The 17,575-nt window shown below is 69.1% G+C and carries 19 protein-coding genes; 5 read left to right on the forward strand and 14 right to left on the reverse strand.

Going from position 1 to position 17,575, the window contains the following annotated elements; genetic code table 11:
• The 9 genes from H7K45_RS25360 to H7K45_RS25400 form a co-directional block, all read right to left on the reverse strand.
• A complete protein-coding gene (locus tag H7K45_RS25360) occupies nt 1–993 on the reverse strand; it encodes an ABC transporter permease (RefSeq protein ID WP_263998829.1) in 993 nt (330 codons plus the stop codon).
• Nucleotides 994–998: 5 nt separating this feature from the next.
• On the reverse strand, nt 999–1,859 hold the full coding sequence (locus tag H7K45_RS25365) for an ABC transporter permease (protein WP_263998830.1): 861 nt from the start codon (nt 1,857–1,859) through the stop codon (nt 999–1,001).
• Complete coding sequence (locus H7K45_RS25370) at nt 1,856–3,442, reverse strand: ATP-binding cassette domain-containing protein (protein WP_263998831.1); 1,587 nt, start codon at nt 3,440–3,442, stop codon at nt 1,856–1,858. The genes H7K45_RS25365 and H7K45_RS25370 overlap by 4 nt, the downstream gene beginning before the upstream one ends.
• The gene (locus H7K45_RS25375) at nt 3,435–4,310 is read right to left on the reverse strand and encodes a polysaccharide deacetylase family protein (protein WP_263998832.1); all 876 of its coding nucleotides are present in this window, start codon (nt 4,308–4,310) and stop codon (nt 3,435–3,437) included. Before H7K45_RS25375 ends, H7K45_RS25370 begins: the two co-directional genes overlap by 8 nt.
• Entirely contained in the window at nt 4,307–5,815 is a 1,509-nt protein-coding gene (locus H7K45_RS25380; protein ID WP_263998833.1) for an amidohydrolase family protein, read from the reverse strand. The genes H7K45_RS25375 and H7K45_RS25380 overlap by 4 nt, the downstream gene beginning before the upstream one ends.
• On the reverse strand, nt 5,812–6,507 hold the full coding sequence (locus H7K45_RS25385) for an aspartate/glutamate racemase family protein (protein WP_263998834.1): 696 nt from the start codon (nt 6,505–6,507) through the stop codon (nt 5,812–5,814). Before H7K45_RS25385 ends, H7K45_RS25380 begins: the two co-directional genes overlap by 4 nt.
• On the reverse strand, nt 6,504–7,394 hold the full coding sequence (locus H7K45_RS25390; RefSeq protein WP_263998835.1) for a carbohydrate kinase family protein: 891 nt from the start codon (nt 7,392–7,394) through the stop codon (nt 6,504–6,506). The genes H7K45_RS25385 and H7K45_RS25390 overlap by 4 nt, the downstream gene beginning before the upstream one ends.
• Nucleotides 7,387–8,553, reverse strand: coding sequence for an SIS domain-containing protein (locus H7K45_RS25395; protein ID WP_263998836.1), 1,167 nt, complete (start codon nt 8,551–8,553; stop codon nt 7,387–7,389). Before H7K45_RS25395 ends, H7K45_RS25390 begins: the two co-directional genes overlap by 8 nt.
• A 183-nt stretch (nt 8,554–8,736) precedes the next feature.
• The gene (locus tag H7K45_RS25400) at nt 8,737–9,348 is read right to left on the reverse strand and encodes an FMN-binding negative transcriptional regulator (RefSeq protein ID WP_263998837.1); all 612 of its coding nucleotides are present in this window, start codon (nt 9,346–9,348) and stop codon (nt 8,737–8,739) included.
• A 40-nt stretch (nt 9,349–9,388) separates the two neighbouring features.
• On the opposite strand from H7K45_RS25400, the gene H7K45_RS25405 reads away from it, so the two are divergent.
• The 4 genes from H7K45_RS25405 to H7K45_RS25420 are packed head-to-tail and all read left to right on the forward strand — an operon-like array spanning nt 9,389 to nt 12,857.
• Nucleotides 9,389–10,282 (forward strand): fructose bisphosphate aldolase, encoded by an 894-nt coding sequence (locus H7K45_RS25405; RefSeq protein ID WP_263998838.1) that lies wholly within the window; start codon nt 9,389–9,391, stop codon nt 10,280–10,282.
• Nucleotides 10,282–10,650, forward strand: a complete 369-nt coding sequence (locus tag H7K45_RS25410) for a DUF1801 domain-containing protein (RefSeq protein ID WP_263998839.1) — start codon at nt 10,282–10,284, stop codon at nt 10,648–10,650. Before H7K45_RS25405 ends, H7K45_RS25410 begins: the two co-directional genes overlap by 1 nt.
• Before the next feature lie 39 nt (nt 10,651–10,689).
• Nucleotides 10,690–12,144 carry an SDR family NAD(P)-dependent oxidoreductase gene (locus tag H7K45_RS25415; protein ID WP_263998840.1) on the forward strand — a complete coding sequence of 485 codons (1,455 nt, stop codon included), beginning with the start codon at nt 10,690–10,692 and terminating at the stop codon, nt 12,142–12,144.
• An 8-nt stretch (nt 12,145–12,152) separates the two neighbouring features.
• Complete coding sequence (locus H7K45_RS25420) at nt 12,153–12,857, forward strand: TVP38/TMEM64 family protein (RefSeq protein WP_263998841.1); 705 nt, start codon at nt 12,153–12,155, stop codon at nt 12,855–12,857.
• A gap of 7 nt (nt 12,858–12,864) precedes the next feature.
• Here H7K45_RS25420 and H7K45_RS25425 read toward each other — a convergent pair whose 3' ends face one another.
• On the reverse strand, nt 12,865–13,998 hold the full coding sequence (locus H7K45_RS25425) for a cellulase family glycosylhydrolase (protein WP_263998842.1): 1,134 nt from the start codon (nt 13,996–13,998) through the stop codon (nt 12,865–12,867).
• A 183-nt stretch (nt 13,999–14,181) separates the two neighbouring features.
• Between H7K45_RS25425 and H7K45_RS25430 the strand changes: the two genes are divergently transcribed.
• Nucleotides 14,182–14,499, forward strand: a complete 318-nt coding sequence (locus H7K45_RS25430) for a hypothetical protein (RefSeq protein ID WP_263998843.1) — start codon at nt 14,182–14,184, stop codon at nt 14,497–14,499.
• A gap of 3 nt (nt 14,500–14,502) precedes the next feature.
• Here H7K45_RS25430 and H7K45_RS25435 read toward each other — a convergent pair whose 3' ends face one another.
• The 4 genes from H7K45_RS25435 to H7K45_RS25450 form a co-directional block, all read right to left on the reverse strand.
• Nucleotides 14,503–14,772, reverse strand: coding sequence for a hypothetical protein (locus tag H7K45_RS25435; RefSeq protein WP_263998844.1), 270 nt, complete (start codon nt 14,770–14,772; stop codon nt 14,503–14,505).
• 49 nt (nt 14,773–14,821) lie between these two features.
• Nucleotides 14,822–15,640, reverse strand: a complete 819-nt coding sequence (locus H7K45_RS25440; RefSeq protein WP_263998845.1) for an MBL fold metallo-hydrolase — start codon at nt 15,638–15,640, stop codon at nt 14,822–14,824.
• 26 nt (nt 15,641–15,666) lie between these two features.
• On the reverse strand, nt 15,667–16,506 hold the full coding sequence (locus H7K45_RS25445) for an SDR family oxidoreductase (RefSeq protein WP_263998847.1): 840 nt from the start codon (nt 16,504–16,506) through the stop codon (nt 15,667–15,669).
• Nucleotides 16,507–16,619: 113 nt separating this feature from the next.
• Nucleotides 16,620–17,528 carry a manganese catalase gene (locus H7K45_RS25450; protein WP_263998848.1) on the reverse strand — a complete coding sequence of 303 codons (909 nt, stop codon included), beginning with the start codon at nt 17,526–17,528 and terminating at the stop codon, nt 16,620–16,622.
• Between the last annotated feature and the right edge of the window lie 47 nt (nt 17,529–17,575).

Here is a 17,575-nt window from a genome sequence, read left to right on the forward strand (position 1 = left end):
TCATTCGGCGGCTATGCGGGGGTCTGCGACCGCTTGCAGCAGGTCGACGACGACGTTGGACAGGACGTAGATCGCTCCCAGCACCAGCGTCACGCCCGCGATGGCCGGGAAGTCGGCCACCGGGATCGACGCGGCGAGGTAGTTGCCGATACCGGGCCAGGAGAAGATTTGCTCGACGACGACCACACCGGCGAACATGAACCCGAGTTGCAGACCGGCCATCGACAGCGCCGGGCCGATCGCGTTGCGGACCACGTGGTGGAGCACCACGCGGGTCTCGCTCATGCCCTTGGAGCGCGCGGTGCGCACGTAGTCGACGCCCAGCACGCTCTGCAGGGACGACCGGAACACCCGGCCGATCGCGACCGCCGGGGCGATGGCCAGCACCACCGCTGGCAGGACGAGGTGTTTCAGCGCGTCGACGACGGCGTCGGCCTGTCCGTGGATCAGCGTGTCGACCAGCTGCATGCCAAAGGGGCCGGGGTCCTGGAAGTCGCCGACACCGCGGGCCGGTAGCCACCCGAGTTGGCCGAAGAACACGATGATGCCGACGAGGGCTAGCAGGAACGGCGGCGCGGTGGCCAACAGCAGCAGGACGCCGCGGCCCACCGAGGCGCCCGGCCACCGCAACGCCCCCGACAGGGCGTAGAGCGTGGCCAACGCCAGCGCGATGAGGAACGCGATCACGACGAGCTCGGCGGTGGCCGGCAGGTAGGTGGCGAGGTCGGCGGTGACGGGTTGGCGGGTGCGCAGCGACCGGCCGAGGTCACCGGTGAACAGTCCCCCGATGAATCGCGTGAACTGTTGCAGCATCGGGTCGTTCAGGCCCAGGCGCTGCCGCTCGGCGGCCACCATCTCGTTGGAGGCGTTGGCTCCGACGTAGGCACGGGCGGGATCACCGGGCGACACGGACTGCAACAGGAAGATGACGAACGACAGGATCAGCAGGATCAGCACGGCCGTCGAGAACCTGCGGACGAGGAAGGAGGTCATCGCCGTCACCTCCGAACCGGGATGAGACTGCGGATGGCGTCGCCACCGACATTGGCGATCAGGGTCAGCAACAGGACCGCCATACCGGGGATGCCGGGCACCCACCATTGGCTCAGCAACTGGGAGAGCGTGCGGGCGGTGTCGGCGCCGAGTTCCGGTGCGGGGGCCTGCTGTCCGAGACCAAGGAACGACAGCGCCGCGAGGAGGAGCACGACGTTGCCGATGTCGAGGCTGGCGGTGATCACGGCCGTCGGGACGACGCCGGGCAGCAGGTGCCGGGTGAGGATGCGCCAGCGGCCGGCCTTGGCCAGCTTGGCCGCCTCGACGTGCGGGCGCGCGGCCAGGGCCTTGACCTCGCCCCGCACGATGCGGGCGTAGTACGGCCACCAGACCAGGGCCACCCCGATGAGGGTGTTGAGGAGTCCCGATCCGAGGGCGGCCACGATGGCGATCGCCACCAGGGCGCCGGGCAGCGCCAGGAAGAGGTCGGTGACCCGCATGAGGAGCACCGAATCCACCCAACCCCCGGTCGCGCCGGCGATCAGGCCGATGGTGCCGCCGATCAGCAGTCCGCTCGCGACCACGACCAGCGCGCAGAGCCAGCTGACCTGGATGCCGATCAACGTGCGGGACAACAGGTCTCGGCCGATGCCGTCGGTGCCGAGCAGATGGCCCGGGCTGAGCGGCGGCAGGTTGAGCGCGCCGACGGGCTGAATGGGGTCATACGGTGCAAGCGTCCTGGCGAACAGCGCGACGAGCGTCACCACCACCAGCAGGCCCACCATGGCCCACGCGACCGGCCGGGCCAGATGCGCTCCGCCGATGGCGACGGGCTTGAGCCGCCAGCGCGGCATCAGGGTGGTCATGGCACGATCTCCGGGACCGCGGCCAGCAGCGTGCGCGTGTAGGGGTCTCGTGGTTCGGACACCACCTGCTCGGCGGCACCCAACTCGACGACGCGACCCGATTGCATCACCGCGATGCGGTCGCCCATGAGGCGCGCGACGGCGAGATCGTGGGTGACGAACAGGACCGTCATCCCGATGCGCGCCCGGAGGTCTCGGATGAGGGCGAGCACGCTCTTGGCCAGGGACGCGTCCAGCGCGCTGGTGGGCTCGTCGCACAGCAGCACCGCGGGCGGAATCATCGTCGCGCGGGCAAGTCCCACCCGTTGCCGTTGCCCGCCGGACAATTCGCCGGGTCGGGCCTTGGCGACCTCGGGTGGCAGGTCCACCGCGGCGAGCGCCTCGACGACCCGCTGACGGACGTCGTCGCGGGACAGCTTCAGCGCGCGCAGCCGTTCGCCAAGGGTCTCGCCGATGTTCAGCCACGGCGTCAACGACGAGCCTGCGTCCTGGAACACCATCTGTGGTTCGCCGTCGCCGGCGAGTTCGACCGATCCCGACGTGGGCCGTTCCAACCCGGCGACCATTCGCAGCAGCGTCGACTTGCCCGAGCCACTCTCCCCGACGATCGCCAGCGCCTCACCGGAGGCGATCTGGAGGTCGACTCCGTCGACGGCGGTGATCTCGTGGCGGCGGCGGCGCCGCCCGACGCCGAACGTCTTGGTCAGTCCGCGAACCGTGACCGCCGCGTCGGTGTCCTCGGAATCGGTGCGGACGAAGCGCTCGTCACGAGGTGTCGTCAGCGTCAGCCGCGACGCGAGCAGGGAGCGCGTGTATTCGTGACGAGGTCGGCGTACGACGTCGGCGGCAGGCCCGATCTCGACCAGTTCGCCGTGGTGCATCACCGCGAGCCGGTCGGCGATCTGGTCGGCAACGCCAAGGTCGTGGGTGATCAGCAGCACCGAGCAGCCGAAGTCGTCGCGCAGTTCGCGCAGCAGGTCCAACAGCTGCGCCTGCACGGTGACGTCGAGGGCCGTGGTGGGTTCGTCGGCGACGATGAGGCGTCGTCGCAGCGAGGTGGCGTCGCCCTTGTCCGCGACCGCGATGGCGGCCATCACCCGCTGCCGCAGGCCGCCGGAGAGTTCGTGGGGGTAGACGCGCAGGCGCCGTTCGGCGTCGCGGACCCCGACGGTCTCCAGGAGCCGGATCGACTCGGCGTCGTCGCCGGTGGCCTCCCCGATCTGCTTGCCGATTCGCATCGTGGGATTGAGAGAGGTCATCGGGTCCTGGAAGATCGCGCCGAGGACTTCGCGGCGGACGCGTCTGAGCTCGTGGCGGCCGGCGCGCAGCAGGTCGACCCCGCCGACGGTGATCCGGCCCTCGGTGACCGGATGCGACTCCGGTGGCAGCAAGCCCAGCAGGCCAAGTGCGAGAACGCTCTTGCCCGAACCGGATTCGCCAACCAGGCCGAGGATCTCCCCCGGCCGGATCTGCAGGTCGACGTGGCGCAGCACCTGGTTGCGGACGCCGTTGCGCACCAACGACACCGAGAAGTCCTCCACCACCGCAACGGGTGTCACCGGAACCTCGATCGCCTCACTCACCGAAGGTCTCCGGGTGATCGAGGACCGCGCGGTGGATGTGGCGCGGCGTGGTCAGCCAGACGCCCTCGGTGGCGGCGATGCGCTCCAGCGCCCGGCCGACCGCCCGCAGCCGGAACGGGACTCCGGTGATGAAGGAATGCAGCACCACGCTCATCACCAGCGGCGTGTGCGCGGCCGCGGCATGCAGTTCGGCGAACTCGTCGTCGATCATGTCGGCGAAGTCACGCGCCAGCACGCTGCGGCCCACCATCGTCGACGAGTCGTTGAGTTCCGCGGCGTACGGGATGGTCAGCAGCGGGCCCGATTCGGTGTGCAGCCATACGGGTTGGTCGTCGAACCGCAGATCAAGCAGATACTCGTAGCCGGTGTCGGCCAACAGGTTCAGGGTGGCCGGGGTCTGAGTGAGCCACGGACTCGACCATCCGCCGGGCGCCTGCCCCTCCTCGACACGGATGCGATCGGCGACGTCGGCCAGATAGGCCCGTTCCACCTCCGGAGTCATCCCCGCGAGCGAGTCGGAGTTCGAACGGCCGTGGCCGACGATCTCGGCGGAGACCTTGCGGGCCGCCTCCAAGACGTCGGGCGCCTCGTCGTACACGTCGGTGTTGAGCAGCACCGTCGGCGGAATGCCAAGACGCGCAAGCAGATCGAACAGCCGGAACGCGCCGATGCGGTTGCCGTAGTCTCGCCAGGCGGTGTTGACCAGATCCGGCGCGGACACGTCGGCGATCACGTCCTCGGTGTGGCCGGCACCGAACCGGTAGGACTCGACTCCGACGCAGACGACGACGGCGAGCCGCGCCCCGTTGGGCCACGTGCCGCCCGGGCGCGCGGACAGCGGGGTGTAGGGATAGCCGGCCGGGTTCACGGCACCAACCAGCGGCTGAAGCCGACGTCGGTGGCCGCTGCCCGGCGCACGACGTGCTGATAGGCGGGCATCAGCGCGGCCGCCTCCCCGCGCGCCGCCTGGATCGCCGGCAGTTTCGCGGCGAACAGTTCACGGGCCTCGTCGAGCAGCGCGGTCTCGTCGACGCTTGTGACGTGGCCGCCTTCGGCGACGACGCGTCCCGCCACCATCGTCATCACGACGTCTCGGCCGTCCTCGCAATGCACCAGTTGCTCCCGTACGTCGTTGAGTGGGGTGAAGGCAATCGAATGAAGGTCGACCAGCGCGAGGTCGGCGAGGCGCCCCGGGGCGATCGCGCCGAGGTCGTCAGGCCTACGGGTCGCGCGTGCACCGCCGCTCCACAGCGCGGTGAGCACTTCGGCGGCGGAGGGCCAGTCGTCGCTGTCGAGCCCGGCGACGTTGTGGATCAGCCCGGCGGTCTTCGCGACGGTCCACACGTTCACCGAGTCGTCGCAAATGGCCTCGTCGGTGCCCAGTGCGACGGGGATACCACGGTCGAGCATCGCCCGCCACGGCAGCACTCCGCTGCCGAGTCTCAGGTTGCTGACCGGGTTGTGCACCACCGTCGAGCCGGCGTCGGCAATGGCGTCGAGGTCGGCGTCGTCGACCCAGACGGCGTGAATCACGTTGGTGTGCGGCCCAAGTAGACCCGCGGCGGCGGTGTACCCGACCAGCGACCGGCCCGCGAACCGCGGCTGCTCGGTCATCAGGGTGCGCTGCACCTTCGTCTCCAACATGTGCGCGTACATCGGCAACCCGTGGCGCTGCGCCAGATCGTCGAGTGCGGCGAAGTACTCCAGGCTGACGCGCTGCGGCGCCGAGATCGACACTGCGGCGCGAATGCGGTCCTCGGCCGCGCCGTGCCAGGTGCCGATCAGATGGTCGTAGGCCTCCAGCAGTCGCGCCGCAGGCGCGGGGGCCGGCGCACCGAACGCACGTCGGGTGGCGTCGTCCAGTTCGTCGACGAAGGGCAGCTTCTCGGCTTCGGTCAGCTCGGGCTGATCCAGCGCCAGGAAGGCGCGAATTCCGCTGTCGCGGTATGCCATCGCCACTGCGTCCACGATGTCGGGGTCGGGAAACGGCATCAGGAACGCGTCGTCCTGCACGCACGTGATGCCACGCTGCAGCATCTCCACCGCGCCAAGCATGGTCCGCAGATAGGCCTCCCGAGGCGTCGGTGCCAGAGCGGGGTCCGACGGTGACTCGTACAGCATGAACAGTTCGAGCGGCAGGCTGCGGACCGAACCCTTGAGGTGGTTGGCCGGCGAGTGGAAGTGGGCGTTGATGAGCCCGGGCAGCAACAGATGTCGGCCGCCGCCCTCGACGATCCGCGCTTCCGGCTCCGCGACCAGATCCGCGCCTAGGGCGGCGATCCGATCGCCGGTGACGAGCACGTCGACGGGCCCGCTCATCGCCGTCGGGGCGTCGGCGTCGTAGACCCAGACGTGACGGAACAGCACGCTCATGGCAGCTCCACCGCGGCGAAGGTGTTGGCACGCGACGTGTTTAGGCCCATCGCCACCAGGCCGGCGGCAATGCCGACCGCGGCGGCGACCCCGTCGACGACCGGCACGCCGAGCGCCTCGGACAGCGGGCCGACCAGGTCGGCGAGTCCGGCGCAGCCGAGCACGACCGCTTCGGCACCGTCGTCGGCCATGGCGGTTCGGGCGGCCTCGGCGAACGCGTCGAGCAAGTGGGTCGAGCCGCCGACCAATTCGGCCACCGGAACGTCGACGGCGACGACGCGGCAGCGGTGCTCGAGGCCGAGCGCCCGGATCACGCGGTCGCTGTGGGCGACCGTCCTGGCGGGCAGCGTGACGACGACGAAGCGATGCGCCACCAGGCAGGCGGTCTGCAGCGCGGCCTCGGTCATCCCGACCACCGGGCACGTCGCCACCTCGCGGGCGGCGTTCACCCCGGTGTCGCCGAAGCAGGCGACGACGTAGGCGTCGGTGTCTGCCTGATGCCGTCGTACCTGGTCGAGCACGCCCACGGCGGCGATCGCCTCCTCCGTGTGGCTCTCCACGCTAGGCACGCCGTCGCTTGGCTGCACGCCGCGCACCGTCACCCCGGGACCGCAGACCCGTTGGGCCGCAGCGACAATGGCGTCGGTCAATTCGGGCGACGTATTCGGGTTGACCACCGTGACGCGCGTCATCCGGGGACTCCGCCGTAGGCGTCGACCGCGGCCAGCAGGGCGCTAACACCCGGTCCGCTCACCGCGAGCCGGGCGATGGCCGCGGCGACTCGTGCGGCACCGACGGCGTCCCCGCTGCGGAGGTACTCGACGGCGAAGGCGCCGCAGAAGGCGTCGCCGGCCCCGGTGCTGTCCACCGGGGTGACGGTCTCCGCGGGGACGACGACGGGTTCGGGGTGCTCCCTGGTGGCCACCAGACAGCCCGCCTCGGCCCGCTTGATCACGACCACCCGCGGCCCGAGTTCCAGGAAGATCGCGGCGGCCGCGTCGAGGTCCGACGTGCCGGCCAGCGCGGCGGCTTCGATTTCGCTGGGCAGGAACACGTCACAGGCAGCCACGGCGTCGCCCAGTGCGGCCTCGTGGCCGATCACGTAGTCCTCCTGCGGGTCGAAGAAGATCGTCGCGGCGGTCCGGGGTCGCAACCACGCCGCCACGTCCAGTTGTGGGCGCAACGCCATCGCCGACAGGAGCACTCCGTTGGCGGTCAGTGCCTGCGGTGGCACGTCGGACGGGACCACGGACAGGGCTTCGAAGTGCTCTTCGCCTCGGACCAGGTCCCACACCCTGCCACCGGTCTCGTCGTAGTGGATCACGTTGCGAATCAACGGAATATCGCGCGCAGGAAGCGATCGGGGATCAGTGCCGGTCGAGCGGATGGCGGCCAGGAGCGCTGGTGGTGCGTCCGTGCCGAGCGGGGCGAGCAGCAGGGGGCGGCCACCGGCCACCCTGGCGGCCAGGGCGGCGAAGAGGGCGTCCCCGCCAACGGACTCGACCCGCTCCCCGGCCGGGGACACGGTCTCGTCGACGGTCAGGTTGCCGACGCAGACCAGCGTCGGCGACTCAGACATCGCGCTCCGCCGCGGTGTAGCAGGCGAGTCCCAGGTGGTAGCCGACCAATTGGGCGACCACCAGGTACAGCAGTGGCGAGAGCGGCTCGGCTACGGATGGCAGCGTCACCACGGTCGCGTCGAAGCCGTCGAAGGCATGCTCACCGTCGGTGGTGATCACGTAAAGCCGGCCGCCCCAGCGCAGCGCGTCGCGAGCGGTGTCGAGCGCGCGCGGCACCGACGGACCCGTCGGGGCGAACAGGAACAGCGGCTCACCCGCCTTCTGCGAGTTGTAGTGGTGGTACTCCTCGACCTGGATCTCCGCGGCGTGCAGCGTCGTGCACTCCTTGACCTTGGCGGCTCCGACGATCGCGGTGGCCAAGTTCGGACCCGCGCCGGAGAACAACACGTTGGCCACACCCGCGGCGACCTCGGCCTCGGCGATCTCGGCGACGATCGGATCGATCCGCGTCAGCACCTCGGCCATCAGGTCGGGCAGGGCGTCGAACGCCGTCCGAAGCTCGACCGTCCGCGCCGGTACCCGGCGCTCTCCGATGCGGATCGCGAGCTCGAGCAGCAGAGCCAGTGCGGCCGTGGAGGATTGGGTCGGCCAGCCGACGCGGGTGGCCTCGATCTTCAACGACGTGGTGGCTTCGGCCTGCAGCGTCGACCCGGCGGTATTGGTGATGGCAACGGTATACGATCCGCGATGTTGGGCCATCAGCAGCGCTTCGACCGTGCGCGTCGTCTCCCCCGAGCTCGACAGCGCCACCACCGCGGTTCGGTCGTCGACCAGATCGGCCTGGTAGTACGCGAACTCCAGGCTTTGCACCGGCTCGCACGGAACGCCGAGCACCAACTCGAGGGCCTGACGGGCGGCCACCATCACCGCGAGCGAGTCACCACAGCCGACCAGCACCACGCGGTCGATCCCGTCGACGAGACGGTCTGCCACCGCACCCAGCTCGGATGCGTTGATCGCCAATGTTTCTCGAATCGCATGCGGCTGAGCGAACAGCTCCGGACCGGTCGCCTGCACCCGGAAGCGCAGCTTCGCGTCCAGTGGGTCATTGCTGGGCAGGGCCAGGATGTGGGCGCGCTCGGCGTCGGAGACCCGCTGCACCACTGCGCGCTGACGAGCGTCCAGTGGGCTGGAGTTCGATTCGAGCAACGGACTCACCGCTGTGTCCATGAGAGGCGACGGCCCCCGTCCTTGGGTCACGACACCGGGCGGCGATCACCCGGCAATGACGAAACGGTATACCGTTTATGTTTCTGGGGTGTGACGTTCGAGAACGTTCGTGTTACCTGGGTCCGTTACGGCCGATGCGCCTGAACGGCTACGGCCGATGCGCCTGAACGGCTACGGCCGATGCGCCTGAACGGCGGCGGCGCCGCGCTCGTCTCCATCGGCCCGCAGGCCTTCGATCACGCCGTCGACGTCCGCCTCGGGCCGATTCTGACTGAGCTTGAACTTGGCCTCCACGCGGGAGATCGCCACCTCGACGCCGACGATCGCGCGGAGTTGACCCGCGACGAACGTCGCAGGGGCATCGTCGACCGACCACGGGTTGGGACGCAGACCCTCGTGGTGGTCGGTGAGCCGACGGACGAGCCCGTCGAGCCAGGCCACGTCGTCGTGCACGGTCACCGTGCCGTGCACGTGCGCGACGACGTAGTTCCACGTCGGCACGACCCGGCCGTGTTCGGCCTTGGACGCGTACCAATTCGGCGTGACGTAGGAGTCGGGTCCGCGGACGATGACCAACGCCTCTCGCCCGTCGGCGTGACGCCAGTGGTCGTTGTTGCGCGCGAAGTGCCCCTCCAGCGTGCGTCGCTCGCGGTCGTATACGAAGGGCAGCATGGTCGCCTCGAGGCCGTCGGGACCCGCCGTGACGAGGTCGGCCGCGGCATTTCGTGACAGCAGCTCGTGTACGTCGTCGTCGTCGGGCGCGAAGTGAGTGGGGACGTACATCCCGCCCATCTTCCTCTCCTGCGAGGAATATGCTCGCGAGGTGACCAACCACACCCAAGCGGAGCGGATGACGTCGGGCCGGGGCTTCATCGCCGCGCTGGATCAAAGTGGCGGCTCGACGCCAAAGGCACTGCGCCTGTACGGCATCGACGAGAGCTCGTACTCCACCGACGCAGAGATGTTCGACCTCATCCACGAGATGCGGTCGAGGATCGTCACGTCCCCGGTGTTCAACGGCGACCGCGTCCTCGCCGCCATCCTCTTCGAGGAGACCATGGACCGCGACATCGCCGGCACCCCGTCGGCCACGTACCTGTGGGACGAGAAGGGGGTCGTTCCGTTCCTCAAGATCGACAAGGGCCTGCAGGACGCGGCCAACGGCGTGCAACTGATGAAGCCGATACCCGACCTCGACGAGCTGTTGGCCCGCGCGGTCGGCAAGGGAATCTTCGGCACCAAGGAGCGTTCGGTGATCGGCGCGGCCGACGCCGAGGGCATCGGTCGCGTCGTCACACAACAGTTCGACGTGGCACGGCAGGTGCTCGCCCACGGACTGGTCCCCATCCTCGAACCCGAGGTGACCATCTCTATCGCGGACAAGGCAGCGGCCGAGGACATCCTGCGTGACGCGCTGACCGAGCAGCTCGACGGCATCCCCGACGGGCAGAAGGTGATGCTCAAGCTGTCGCTGCCGACCGAGACGAATCACTACTTGCCCTTGACCGAGCACCCGAAGGTGATACGGGTCGTGGCGCTCTCGGGTGGCTATTCCCGCGACGAGGCCGACGCGTTGCTCGCCAAGAACACCGGTCTCATCGCGAGTTTCAGCCGCGCCCTGACCGAGGGGCTGTCCGCTCAGCAGTCCGACGAGGAGTTCACCGCGACCCTCGACGCCGCGATCCAAGCCATCTACGACGCGTCCGTGGCGGGCTGATGACCGACGACTCGCCAGCGGCGAAGATCGACCAGCGGATCGCCGAGCTCGCCGACTGGCGCGGCGCCACGCTCGCCCACGTCCGACGACTGATCAAGACGGCCGACCCCGACGTCGTGGAGGAGTGGAAGTGGCGCGGTGTGCCCACCTGGTATCACGACGGAATCCTGTGCACCGGTGAGACTTACAAGGACAAGGTCAAGCTGACCTTCGCGAAGGGGGCGTCGCTGCCGGATCCGAGCGGGCTGTTCAACGCCAGCCTCGACGGCAAGGTGCGCCGCGCGATCGACCTGGGCGAAGGCGACGTCCTCGACGACACCGCGTTCACGGCGTTGATCCGCGCCGCGGTGGAGCTCAACGCCCGCTGACGAATCGGCTTCGGGCCGGTTGACCAGTACTCTTCCCCCGTGACCGAGATCGACCCGGAGAAGCTGAGGGCGTGCCTGGAGGTGCTGTCCGAGGTCAGGGACCTGCCTCCCGAGCATCCCGACGCCGTCGCCGTTCGCCGCGCGACGGCCGGGGTATTCAAGGCCGTCAAGCAGGCTCGTCGCCACGCCAAGCGCGACGCCGTCGCCCAGGCCGACCGCGCCGTGATCGCGGCCACCGCAACCGGCGCCCCCGGCCGCATCGACGACGAGACACGCGGCCTGCCGCTGGTCTCGACTGCGGCAGGCGCCACCGCGGGCACGCTGCTGCGGTCGCGCGCCTGCTACGCCTGCAAGAACCACTACACCCAGGTCGACGCGTTCTACCACCAGCTCTGCCCCCCGTGCGCCGCGTTCAATCGCGCCAAGCGTGAAGCCCGCACGAACCTCGACGGGCGACGCGCGCTGCTGACCGGTGGCCGCGCGAAGATCGGCATGTACATCGCCCTGCGGCTGCTGCGCGACGGCGCCCACACCACCATCACCACCCGCTTCCCCAACGACGCCGTGCGCCGTTTCGCCGCCATGCCGGACAGCGGCGACTGGCTGCACCGGCTGCGGGTGGTCGGCATCGACCTGCGGGACCCCGCCCAGGTGGTCGCGCTCGCCGACGCGGTCGCCGAACAGGGGCCGCTGGACATCCTGATCAACAACGCCGCACAAACCGTCCGTCGCTCCCCCGGCTCATACAGCGCGCTGGAGGAGGCCGAGCGCATCGTCCCAACCGAATTGGTCTCGAGGGTGGCGGGCGTGGTCACGTTCGACCACGTCAGCGACGCCCATCCGCACGCGCTCGCCGGCAGCCTGGCCGAGCACCCGAACCCGCACGCGGTCGCTCCCGTGGACGTTCCCGCGGTCACCGAGTTGGCGTTGACGGCGCGCAGCGCCACCCCGGAGCGGATCGCCGCGGGCACCGCGATCGACGCAGGCGGCCTGCTGCCCGACACCGCCTCGGTCAACAGCTGGACCCAGCGCGTACACGAGGTGGACGCGATGGAGCTTCTCGAGGTGCAGCTCTGCAATCAGACCGCGCCGTTCATCCTCGTCAGCCGGTTGCGCCCCGCGATGGCGGCGTCCCCCGCCCGCCGCAAGTACGTCGTCAACGTCTCGGCGATGGAGGGCCAGTTCAGCCGCGCCTACAAGGGGCCAGGACATCCACACACCAACATGGCCAAGGCGGCGCTGAACATGCTGACCCGCACCAGCGCCGGTGAGATGCTGGCGCAGGACGGCATCCTCATGACCGCCGTCGACACGGGGTGGATCACCGACGAGCGCCCGCATCCCACCAAGATGCGCCTGGCCGACGAGGGCTTTCACGCCCCGCTGGACCTGGTCGACGGTGCGGCCCGGGTCTACGACCCGATCGTGCGCGGTGAGGCAGGCGAGGACGTCCACGGTTGCTTCCTCAAGGACTACTCGCCGAGCAACTGGTAACCCCCGACGTGACCGACCAGGTATCCGCCCCGGACGATCTCCCCGCTCCGGCCGCCCGCCGGGGCCCCGTCATCCGGCTCGGCGTGTTCGTCGTCTTCCTACTCGGGTTGTTCTACCTGGTGGCCGTCGCCCGGGTGGTCGACGTCGCCGACGTGCGCAACGTGGTGACGGCGGCCGGGCCCGCAGCGCCGCTGGCCTACGTCGGAATGTCTGCGGTGCTCGGCGCCGTCTTCGTCCCTGGGCCCATCTTGGCAGCCGGCAGCGGCGTGCTCTTCGGGCCACTCCTCGGCACCTTCGTGACGCTGTTCTCGGCGATCGGCACCGCCTGCATCACCAACCTCGTCGGACGCCGGGCTGGGCGAGACGGCGCGCGGTCCCTGATGGGCGCCGAGCGGGCCGACCGGCTCGACGCCCAAGTGCAGCGGCGCGGCCTGTGGGCCGTCGTCGGTCAGCGGTTCGTGCCGGGCGTATCCGACGCGCTCGCGTCCTACGCCTTTGGCGCCTTCGGAGTTCCGTTGTGGCAGATGGCCGTTGGCGCGTTCATCGGGTCAGCACCCCGGGCGTTCGTCTACACCGCACTCGGGGCGTCCATTGGCGACCTGTCGGCGCCGCTGGCGTACACGGCGATCGCGGTGTGGTGCGTGACGGCGGTCGTCGGGGCCTTTGCAGCCCATCGCGGCTACCGGGCGTGGCGGGGTCGCCAGCGGCCCTAGCGTCCCGTCACGGCTGGGCCGCCACTCCGGTGAGCTTCCTGATGGTGGCCACCTCGGCGTCGCGGTAGGGGCGGCCGTCGGGTCTCAGGAGATCGCTGAACCACAGCTTGGGCTCCGACGGGTCCGGCTTGTCCCAGGTGTCCCACGGCAGATAGGTCTGCGTCTTGCCGGCGACCAGTCCCCAGTTGTACGCGGCGACGTTGCGGCGCTTGGCAACTGGAAGGATGCCTTCGACGGTGCTGCCCTGGGGGCGGGCCAGGTATTCGGTGCAGAGGATGGGCCGGCCCAGCGGCGCCAGCTCGTCGATGCGGGCCTCGAACTCATCCGATGCGGCGTAGGAGTGGAAGCTGACGACGTCGGAGTTGTCGAGCTGGATGCCGGCGACGTTGCTGCGGCTGCCGGCGCCCCAGCTGCCCTGCCACACGCCGCTGGTCAGCGGTTGCGCGGGATTGGCCGCCCGCGCCCACTGGAACACCTGCGGCAGCAAACCCGCCACCAACTCGAGCTTGTCGCCGCGCTCGACCTTGCGGTACACCTTGGCCGGGTTGTCGGGTTCGTTCCAGACGTCCCACGCCAGGACGCGGGGGTCGGCACGGAATTGGCCCACCACTCCGGTCACGTAGTCCTGCAGGGTCGCGGCGTAGCGAGGGTCCCCCAGGCGGTCGGCTCCCGGGCCTTGCACCCACCCCGAGTTGTGCACCCCCACGACGGGCGCGTGTTGCGCGCCAAGCTTGGGATGGGGGTCCCAGCAGGAATCGAAGAGCACGAACATGGGCTTGATCCCGCGGCTCGCGGCGATCGCCACGAACTGGGCGAGGCGACGCTGAAACCCGCCCCTGTCCTGCGCCCACAGCAAATCGTGCAGGAACACCCGCATGGTGTTGAAGCCAAGCTGGCGCGCGAGGGCGAACTCGGTGTCGATGCGTCGCGGATCGTACGTGCCCTGCTGGAACATCTCGATCTGGTTGATCGCCGTGGCCGGGACGTAATTCGCCCCCACCAGCCAGCCCTGGTTCTGGTACCAGGCGTTGGCGCGGTCGGCCGTCCAGCGGACCGAATCGGCCGAGGCGACGGGTACGTGGGTGAGTGCGGCACCTGCTGCCAGCATCAGCGGAAGCTTCAGGGCAGTTCTGCGGTGCACCAGGCCACCGTAGGTTCCGCCAATCCTCTCCGACCGTCCCGCCGGCCACCCGAAGCGATTCGAAACCAATGCGGTTCGGAACCGTTACCCGACGTTCGTCGCCCGCACCGCCCGATGGCGACCAGCCAGCTGCCGCCGGTAGCATGTTGGCGTTCTCGACCAGCCGCACGGAAGGCCATCCGCGTGACGAAGTTTCGCATCGCCGCACTGACGTCGTCGATGGGCGCGTTGGCACTGCTGCTGGCCCCCTCGGCGGCCGCCGACTTCGACCGCGCCGGCTACCTGCGCTGCATGGTGGCGGACTCGATGTCCGTCGGCGGTCTCGGCATCGATTCCAGCACCGCGGCGAAGCTCGGTGCCCAGGCCTACGACGCCCTGGGCGGGGCCTCGGCCAGCAAGGCCGCGCAGGACGACGAGATCACCGCCCTCACCAAGCAACACGGGGTGTCCCAGCCGTTGGCGACGCTCATCGTGCGGTGCGCGGGCAATCCACGCGGCTGATGATCACCGCGTGTCTGGTTCGTCGTTCAGTGCCACCGGCACCCTCGACACGAAGGACTCCTCGGCGCCCCCCTCAGAACGTCGGACGACGGTGAACAGCTGGTCGTCGCCCTGATTGCGGTGTTCCAGCAACGCCCCCGCGGCGAGGACGTCGTCCGTCGAGCACCGCATCTGGGCGGAGAGGGACGTCACCGAGACCGGCGTACCGGGCTGCATCGTCGTCAGCTCCGCCGCGATTCGCCTGGCCAGATCCTCCACGTCGTGCGTCGTCACCGTCATGACCTACCCGGGTCGCCACGCGCGAAACGACGCCGTCGTTCGATCACACCGTGACGGAGGCCCCGCGCTCGAGCCGGACGACGCGGTCGTCCCATCCGCGCCGCGCCATCTCGTCGGTGAAGTCCGACAGCGGTGACGCGAAGACGCCGTAGTCGTCGTAGTGCACCGGGATCACCCGCGGCAGGTCGAGCCGGTTCACCAGCTCGCTGCCTTGGCGCCCGTCCATCGTCACGGTCAGCCCGAACGGCAGGCGCCGCCCGGCCGGCAGTCGGGTGCCACCAAGGTGCAGGATGCCGGCGTCGATCGACTCGAACCGAATCGGGATCTCGGCCAGCTCCTCGATCAGGAGCGTGTCCCCCGAGACGTAGAGCCGACGGCTGACCGATCCGTCACTCGGGCCGAATTCGAGCATCGACCCCATCACCGGCGGCAGCAACCGTTGGGTCCATCCCGGTGCGTGCCGACCCGGCAGCGCGGTCACCACGACCCGGCTCGAACCGTTGTCCACCACGTGGGTGTCCCACGTCGTCAAGCCGACCGAACGCTCGAAGCCACTGCGCAGCAATCGATTCCGGGCCTCCGGCGTGGTGAGCACCGGCAGCCGGTGGTCGAGGTTCTTGGCGGCCACGCGATCCCAATGGTCACCGTGCATGTGGGACAGCAGGATTGCGTCCAGTGGCGGTAACTCGTTCACGGTCAGCGCGGGAGCCAAGAGCCGCTTGGACACCAAGCCGTAGCCCAGGTATGCCCGCTGACCTCGATGCAGGAAGTTGGGGTCGGTCAGGATCGTCAGATCTCCGAAGGAGATCAACGTCGTCGCGTTGCCGACGAACGTCACGACGACCTCGTCGGTGGTGTCCATGGAATTCCTTTCGTCGAGCGCTTGGCTCAGAGCACCGGCCGTCCACCGGTCACGGCGACCCGCGCACCAGAGATGTAGCTGCCCTCGTCGGAGGCCAGCAGCACGTAGACCGGTGCCAGTTCCGCGGGTTGTCCGGCCCGGCCCAGCGGAGTGTCCGAACCAAAGGACTCGACCTTCTCCGGTGGCATGGTGGCCGGAATCAGCGGGGTCCATATCGGCCCGGGAGCCACGCTGTTGACCCGGATTCCCTTCTCTCCGAGCAGTTGAGCCAGGCTCGCCGAGAAGTTGGCGATGGCGGCCTTGGTGGCCGCATAGGGCGCCAGTTGAGGTGACGGCATGTCCGAGTTCACCGACGAGCTGCCGATGATCGCCCCGCCGGAGGGCATGCGCGGCACGGCTGCCTTGACGAGGTGGAAGTAGGCGCCGACGTTGAGCCGGAACGTGTAGTCCCACTCCTCGTCGCTGATCTCGTCGAGCGAATCGTGGCTCATCTGGAAGGCAGCGTTGCTGACCAGGACGTCGATGCCGCCGAATTCGGTTGCCGCTCTTGTGATAACGTCGCGACAATGCGCCGGTTCCGCGAGGTCACCACGCATCAGGATGCACGTGCGACCCTCCTTCTGGACCAGGCGGGCGACCTCCTCGGCGTCGCCGTCCTCCTCGAGGTAGGAGATCAGCACGTCGGCGCCTTCGCGCGCGTAGGCGATGGCGACCGCACGACCGATGCCGCTGTCGCCGCCGGTGATGACGGCGCGTTTCCCGGTGAGGCGCCCGGAGCCGCGGTAGCTCTCCTCACCGCAGTCGGGTACGGGGTCCATCGCGGACTGCACGCCGGGCACTTCTTGTTGCTGCGCGGGAAATCCCATCTGCGTTCACCTTTCGGGTCGAGGAGTCGACTCCTGGCACCTACCCGCGTCAGCTGGGACGAAACGGAGACCAGCACGGCGACGGACTCGTCGAGTCACTCGACGGCCAGCGTCTAGGGCTTGTCGGGGTCGACCGCGTCCTTGATCTTGCCCATCACGCCCTTCTCCGTGCCGAACGCCGGACTCCGGGGCTCGCCGAGGCCACCGTCGTAGGTGCAGTACAGCTTCGGATCCGGTGGCGGTCCGGACTGCCGATCGCCCAACGGTTGCGGATCGGCGAGGAACTGCCCGGTGTGACGGCCGTCCGGCAGCGGACCAATCCACCGGCCCTTGTCGGAGTCGGCGCCGTCGGAGAGATGCCACAGCGTGCTGGCGTGCTCCTCGAACTCTTCGTCGAGCAGGTCATTTGGCGCGATCACGTCTTCCAACCCGTCGGCTTGGAGTTCCTCGATGGCGGCCAACCACATGTTCTGGTGATAGGTGTCCCGCGCCAGGTTGAACCTGAGCATGGCCTTGACGCCGGGGTCGTCGGTCATGTGCCACAGTCGCGCGGTCTGCACGCGCCCCTGCGACTCCGCGGCCACGTTCGCGCGGAAGTCGGCAAGGAGGTTTCCGGACGCCACGACGTACTTGCCACTCCACGGTGCACCTTGACTGTCCGACAACGTGGGGGCGCCGCCGGAGACGATGGCGTGCTGTGGATCCATGCCGCCCATCACCGCCGCGACCACCGGATCACCGAGCGCATTCTTGGTCGAGTCCGTGGCGGGCGCGCTCTCCAGCAATCTCGCGATCATCGTCGCGATCATCTCCACGTGCCCGATCTCCTCGGTCGCGATGTCCATGATCAGGTCCTTGTACTTGCCCTTCACGCGACAATTCCAGCCCTGCATTAGATATTGCATCGTGACGGTCATCTCGCCGTAGGCTCCACCGAGCAGTTCCTGCAACTTCCGGGCGTACACCGGATCCGGCTTCTCGGGCTTGACGTCGAATTGCATGTAGTCGGTATGACGAAACATCGGCGACTCCTCGTGTCGTTGGGGTCAGGAGCCGATACCCTGGCACT

Source organism: Mycobacterium yunnanensis (assembly GCF_025823185.1).
In the GTDB taxonomy this organism is placed as follows: Bacteria; Actinomycetota; Actinomycetes; order Mycobacteriales; family Mycobacteriaceae; genus Mycobacterium; species Mycobacterium yunnanensis.

Bases quoted from the DNA above. Each gene is read 5' to 3' on its own strand.
- H7K45_RS25385 (WP_263998834.1), bottom strand. From the start codon at position 6,507: ATGACGCGCGTCACGGTGGTCAACCCGAATACGTCGCCCGAATTGACC.
- H7K45_RS25445 (WP_263998847.1), bottom strand. From the start codon at position 16,506: ATGGGATTTCCCGCGCAGCAACAAGAAGTGCCCGGCGTGCAGTCCGCG.
- H7K45_RS25400 (WP_263998837.1), bottom strand. From the start codon at position 9,348: ATGTACGTCCCCACTCACTTCGCGCCCGACGACGACGACGTACACGAG.
- H7K45_RS25450 (WP_263998848.1), bottom strand. From the start codon at position 17,528: ATGTTTCGTCATACCGACTACATGCAATTCGACGTCAAGCCCGAGAAG.
- H7K45_RS25365 (WP_263998830.1), bottom strand. From the start codon at position 1,859: ATGACCACCCTGATGCCGCGCTGGCGGCTCAAGCCCGTCGCCATCGGC.
- H7K45_RS25440 (WP_263998845.1), bottom strand. From the start codon at position 15,640: ATGGACACCACCGACGAGGTCGTCGTGACGTTCGTCGGCAACGCGACG.
- H7K45_RS25390 (WP_263998835.1), bottom strand. From the start codon at position 7,394: ATGTCTGAGTCGCCGACGCTGGTCTGCGTCGGCAACCTGACCGTCGAC.
- H7K45_RS25410 (WP_263998839.1), top strand. From the start codon at position 10,282: ATGACCGACGACTCGCCAGCGGCGAAGATCGACCAGCGGATCGCCGAG.
- H7K45_RS25360 (WP_263998829.1), bottom strand. From the start codon at position 993: ATGACCTCCTTCCTCGTCCGCAGGTTCTCGACGGCCGTGCTGATCCTG.
- H7K45_RS25380 (WP_263998833.1), bottom strand. From the start codon at position 5,815: ATGAGCGTGCTGTTCCGTCACGTCTGGGTCTACGACGCCGACGCCCCG.